The organism is Clostridium sp. (assembly GCF_016650095.1).
In the GTDB taxonomy this organism is placed as follows: Bacteria; Bacillota; Clostridia; order Clostridiales; family Clostridiaceae; genus Clostridium_AD.
Genome location: NZ_JAENWL010000266.1, coordinates 1 through 5381, shown reverse-complemented (window position 1 = coordinate 5381; position 5381 = coordinate 1). Strand labels below are relative to the sequence as shown.

The following is a 5381-nucleotide window of genomic DNA, read 5'->3' as shown; positions in this document are numbered from 1 at the left end:
TTGTTTTTCTTTTGATAAACTTCCCTTTGGAGTATCTTCCGAACACCAATTATTTAGTATATCATTTCTTAGTTTATTAAAATCCGCTCCTAAATTAGCTAAAATTGTATAAGCAACCCCCTCTTCTTCTCTAATCATAGCTAACAAAATATGTTCTGGACTAATATAATTATGATTTAAGTTTCTAGCTTCTAAAAGACTTAGTTCTAGTAATCGTTTTGTTCTTGGAGTCAGAGGTATCTCACTTCTGTGCATTTCTACGTCCCCTTCGCCTTCATACTCCACAACTAATTTTTTAACCCCGTCAGTAGAAATTTTCATATCATTTAATGACTTTTTACATACTCCATCTTGTTCCTTTAAAATCCCTAACAATATATGTTCTGTACCTACATATCCATGCTTTAATTGTCCTGCCTCTTCTTGAGCGTATACCAAAACTTTTTGTGCTCTTTCTGTAAATTTATTAAACATCATATTCAAACACCTCACTTACAATGAATTTACTTATTCCTTTAATTATGCCCAATTCTTGCATAGCCTAATAGCATTATCTACTTATTTAATAAAAAAACATACCTAAAATATTTTATATTGAAATATTCTAAGCATGTATATATATATATAATGTTCTTTTGACACATATTTCACTGGTTAATCATTTTCTTATTAATATACTTTCTATCTTTGTACAACATAGAAATTCCCTTTTTATAATCAAAGAAATTAATGACTATGCATTTGTCATCATAGCATCTAATATTAATGCCTTCGCACTCCTTTAAAACTACATCTATTTCTACATTTTCCTTAAAGTATGTAAAGCTTTTAATCTTATCTAACAGTTCTACTATATTATTTTTATTTTTAATCATATCGTTCCCCCTTCTATAATTTTTTTTACTATTAACTCCTTATTACATATATAACCAATGTAATTTTATACCATATGTTAACTATTCTACAAATTTTTTTATTCCCCTTGTTTAAAGATTTATTTTCGTAATGATTTATTTTACATTATTATACATAATGTTCTCAGTTATTTGTACTTTATTGTAAAATAAAAAGCTTACCTTCTTAAAATAAGAAAATAAGCTTTTTATGGCATAAAATTTATATTAAAATAACAATTAGTAAATGTTAGTTTTAAAAAATAAGTACTAATTTCATAATTACTACTTATAGGCATGAAAACAGTTATATAAATCTACTTCTCCATAAACTCTTCAATTTCTTCTACTGTTTTAATTATTTGTTTTGAAAGATTTTCACATCCATCTTCTGTAATTAGTATGTCATCTTCTATTCTAATTCCTATATTTTCTTCTTCTATATAAAGTCCTGGCTCATTAGTAAATATAATTCCTGTTTTTAATTTCATATCACGACTTCCTACATCATGAGCGTCTAACCCTAGATAATGGCTTACACCATGGAAGTAATACTTAGATAGTTCACTAGCTTCATTAATAAGACCTAACTCTATGCACCCGGCTGCAAGTACTTTTTTAGCAGTTTCATTTAAAACTGAAAATAATATACCAGGCCTAGCAATTGCTCTTACCGCTTCTTGCGCCCTTAATACTACATTATAAACCTGTTTTTGTCTTTCCGTAAATTTCCGATTAACAGGGAATGTACGAGTAATATCTGCATTGTAATATTTATATTGAGCTCCTAAATCAAATAAAACCAATTTACCATCCTCAAGTTCACTATTATTCTGGTCATAATGGAGTATTATTGCATTCTTACCACAAGCTGCGATAGTATGGAATGCGAAGTCTGTTACACCATTACTTTTCAACGTAAAGTCAAAGTAAGCCTCTAATTCATACTCTCTCATCCCCGCTTTGGAATTTTTCATTAGTGTTTTTATGCCTCTATCTGTAATATCTATAACTACCCTAATTAATTCAATTTCATTTTCTGATTTTATAAGTCTAAGACTAGCTATTTCATGGTATATATTAAATAAGGATATCTCTCCATGACATCGCTAGCAAACCTTTGTGGAGAGTTCATGGATGTATGGAACTGTTGTCTTTCAAGATCTAAGCATAAATTATCTATTTTGTATTTATCCATAATAGATCCAAAAGTTACTTCAAACTCCTCCAAAAACTTAATGCTTTCTATACCCGAAATTTCTTTTGCTTTGACTTCTTGCATTTTTTCCCCTACCCACCTAGCCATAACAGGATCATTTTTTTGTATAAATAATGTTTCTTCAACTTTACCATTTATTTTCACTAACATTAGAATCATTTTCTCTCTATCAATACCTGTCAAATAGTAAAAATTCCCATTTGGAGTGAAGGCATAAGTTAATTCTATTTTTAGCAGTGATCTTTACCTTGCCCTTTGAGATGTGATATAGTATTCGCCGTTTTCTTTACCTCCTTGTGCTACAATAGTAAAATAATTATTTTCTAACATTTTACATAGTATTTTCATTTCTTCTGAGTTTTCAATCTTTGAGTTAATTGTAAACTTATCATTCTGCTCGATTATGCCCATATAATCATGAATGTTACTATAATCACTTAAATTAATATCTCCCAGAATATCTAATCTATATTCAGACATATAATTCTCCCCCTTTGATATACTTAACATTAGGGTTTGTAATTTTAGGTAAATTATTCGTATTTACTTAATATTTCTCTTACTTAATATTTTTAAAATTCTTATTTGAACAAAAAAATAAAACCATAGTTATCTATAGTTTTATTTTTTTAGTTATTTATTTCTATTCCAAATTTTTAGTAGCCTCTATTATTTTATCGATTCCCTCTGGCGGAACTTCTTCATATCTTTCAAATTTTACCCTGAAATTAGCTCTAGCTCCAGTCATTGATCGTAAATCTGTAGCATAACTAAATAGCTCTGATTGTGGTACCTCGCCTATAACTTTCTGGCCTCTTTCATTAGCTTCCATCCCCAAAATTCTGCCTCTTTTTTTGTTTATATCTGTAATAATATCACCCATATAATCCTCTGGACATGTAACTTCCACATGCATAATTGGTTCTAATATAACAGATTGTGCTTCCAGTAGACCTTTCTTATAGGCTAAAGCCGCAGCCATTTTAAATGCCATTTCAGAAGAATCTACAGCATGGTATGAGCCATCATGTAAGGTTGTTTTAAGCCGTATAACCGGGAAACCTGCAAGCACACCATGATGAATACATTCTTTTAGCCCTCTCTCAACAGCCGGTATATATTGCCTTGGAACTGTTCCCCCTACTACCGCATCAACAAATTCTAAATCGTCTTCACCATCTATTCTAGGCTCGAATTTAATCTTTACATCGCCATATTGTCCATGTCCTCCAGATTGTTTTTTATGTTTTCCTTGCACATCAGAAACTTTTAGAATCGTTTCTCTATAAGCAATCTTTGGTATTTCTAATGATACTTCAACATTAAATTTATTTTTCAATTTACTAACTATTACCTGCAAGTGAGTTGATCCTATCCCTGAAATTATAGTTTGCGCATTTTCTACACTCCTAGTTATTGAGAATGTAGGATCTTCTTCTATCAATTTCGCTAATCCATTGGATATTTTATCTTCATCACCTTTTGATTTAGTTACAATGGCTCTGGCAAAAACTGGTTGTGGAAAATCCATAGTATCAAACATTACCAATTTCTCACTATCACAAAGTGTATCTCCTGTGGTGGTATATTGAAGTTTAGAAACAGCACCTATATCTCCTGCCTCAATTTCTTGAGTCTGAAATTGCTGTTTTCCCTTTAGAAAATACATATTACCCATTTTTTCTTCTTTATCTTTATTAGTATTATATACTATTTTATCACTTTTAGCTTTTCCAGTGATGACGCGGAACATAGATAATTTACCCACAAAAGGATCTGCAATAGTCTTAAATACTAATGCTGAGAATGGCTCCGTATCATTTATTTTAACTTGCATATATTTATTGTTTTTTATATCTTTTGCACTATAAAGTGTTGTATCAATTGGTGAAGGAAAACATTCAACCATATCTTCAAGTAAAGTATTTATTCCTATACCAAGCAATGCAGATCCACACATTATAGGTGCGATTTCTCCCATAGAAGCTCCTTTTATAAGACCATGATATATTTCCTCTTCACTTATAGAACCCTCATTAAAATATTTGTCTAATAAAGTTTCATCAGTTTCTGCTACTGCTTCCATAACCATCTGTTTACATTCATCTACTTTATCAATTAGCTCTTCGGGGATATCGCGCTCTTCCATCTTATGTGTTTTAGGATTGAATATTCTAGCTCTTCTAGATATTACATTTATTACGCCTCTAAAATTTTCTTCACTACCTATTGGATATTGAATTGGTACTACGGATACCCCAAATTTTTGTTTTAACTGTTGTAAAACGCTTTCGAAATTACTATTTTCTCTATCTAACTTATTAATAAAAAATGCTCTGGGCAACTTATTCTCATTCACATATTCCCAAGCTTTCTCAGTTCCAACTTCTATACCAGACACACCACATACAGCTATCATCGCCATATCTACAGCTCTTAGTCCCTCAATCATTTCTCCTATATAATCAAAATATCCAGGCGTATCTACTAAATTTATTTTTACACCTTCCCATTCGCTTAAAGCTACTGATGTAGAAATTGATGTCTTTCTCTTCTTTTCCTCAATATCATAATCACTAACTGTAGTCCCATCATCAACTCTACCAAATCTATCTATAGCTTTTGTGTAATATAGTATTGATTCCATTATAGTGGTTTTTCCTGAACCACTATGTCCAATAATTCCTACATTTCTTAGATTATTGCTTTTATATTCTTTCATATACAATACCTCCTAGCTTTTCGTTAGATATTTTTTTTGTTGGATATATATTTATATATTCTACTTATAAATATAAAACCCTCTCTAAATAACTAAATTTTCTAAATAGTGTGAATATATTGCTTTAATATGTTTTTTTATTTAATTATTTAAAAAAATAAAAGCATCAATAATATTAAATTATTGATACTTAACTATATATTTGAAATCAATAGAAGTTATTACTAAAATAGCATCTATATAAAAAGAATTTATGCGATTTTTTTATTTTATATTTTTTCAGGAAATAAAAAAAAGCTAATAATTAGCTTTTATATACTTTAAATAAAAATGGCTCCGCGAAAAGGATTTGAACCTTCAACCTATCGGTTAACAGCCGAGCGCTCCACCGTTGAGCTATCGCGGAACATTACCTAGCGACGACCTACTCTCCCACAAAGTTACCCCTGCAGTACCATTGGCGCATTGAAGCTTAACCTACCTGTTCGGTATGGGAAGGGGTGTTACCTTCATGCCATAATCACTAGATTGAGAATATAAATATTCT

At 30.4% G+C, this 5381-nt stretch carries 6 protein-coding genes, 1 tRNA gene and 1 rRNA gene; all 8 read right to left on the bottom strand.

Annotated features, from left to right (window positions below):
• The coding region (locus JJE11_RS14055; protein ID WP_291636694.1) for a Clp protease N-terminal domain-containing protein at positions 1-477 on the bottom strand (477 nt) is incomplete at its 3' end.
• Between the two features lie 170 nt (positions 478-647).
• A complete protein-coding gene (locus JJE11_RS14050) occupies positions 648-875 on the bottom strand; it encodes a hypothetical protein (protein ID WP_291636690.1) in 228 nt (75 codons plus the stop codon).
• Between the two features lie 335 nt (positions 876-1210).
• Positions 1211-1870, bottom strand: a complete 660-nt coding sequence (locus JJE11_RS14045) for a M24 family metallopeptidase (RefSeq protein WP_291636688.1) — start codon at positions 1868-1870, stop codon at positions 1211-1213.
• An 86-nt stretch (positions 1871-1956) separates the two neighbouring features.
• Positions 1957-2271 (bottom strand): aminopeptidase P N-terminal domain-containing protein, encoded by a 315-nt coding sequence (locus JJE11_RS14040; protein ID WP_291636696.1) that lies wholly within the window; start codon positions 2269-2271, stop codon positions 1957-1959.
• A gap of 84 nt (positions 2272-2355) precedes the next feature.
• On the bottom strand, positions 2356-2592 hold the full coding sequence (locus JJE11_RS14035) for a hypothetical protein (protein WP_291636686.1): 237 nt from the start codon (positions 2590-2592) through the stop codon (positions 2356-2358).
• Positions 2593-2755: 163 nt separating this feature from the next.
• On the bottom strand, positions 2756-4834 hold the full coding sequence (gene fusA, locus JJE11_RS14030; protein ID WP_291636684.1) for an elongation factor G: 2079 nt from the start codon (positions 4832-4834) through the stop codon (positions 2756-2758).
• Positions 4835-5165: 331 nt separating this feature from the next.
• Positions 5166-5240, bottom strand: a tRNA-Asn gene (locus JJE11_RS14025).
• Positions 5241-5245: 5 nt separating this feature from the next.
• A 5S ribosomal RNA gene (gene rrf / locus JJE11_RS14020) occupies positions 5246-5362 on the bottom strand.
• Positions 5363-5381 lie beyond the last annotated feature (19 nt).

Excerpts from the sequence above, each read along its gene's own strand:
- JJE11_RS14050 (WP_291636690.1), bottom strand. The coding sequence starts at position 875 with ATGATTAAAAATAAAAATAATATAGTAGAACTGTTAGATAAGATTAAA.
- JJE11_RS14045 (WP_291636688.1), bottom strand. The coding sequence starts at position 1,870 with ATGAAAAATTCCAAAGCGGGGATGAGAGAGTATGAATTAGAGGCTTAC.
- JJE11_RS14040 (WP_291636696.1), bottom strand. The coding sequence starts at position 2,271 with ATGATTCTAATGTTAGTGAAAATAAATGGTAAAGTTGAAGAAACATTA.
- JJE11_RS14035 (WP_291636686.1), bottom strand. The coding sequence starts at position 2,592 with ATGTCTGAATATAGATTAGATATTCTGGGAGATATTAATTTAAGTGAT.
- fusA (WP_291636684.1), bottom strand. The coding sequence starts at position 4,834 with ATGAAAGAATATAAAAGCAATAATCTAAGAAATGTAGGAATTATTGGA.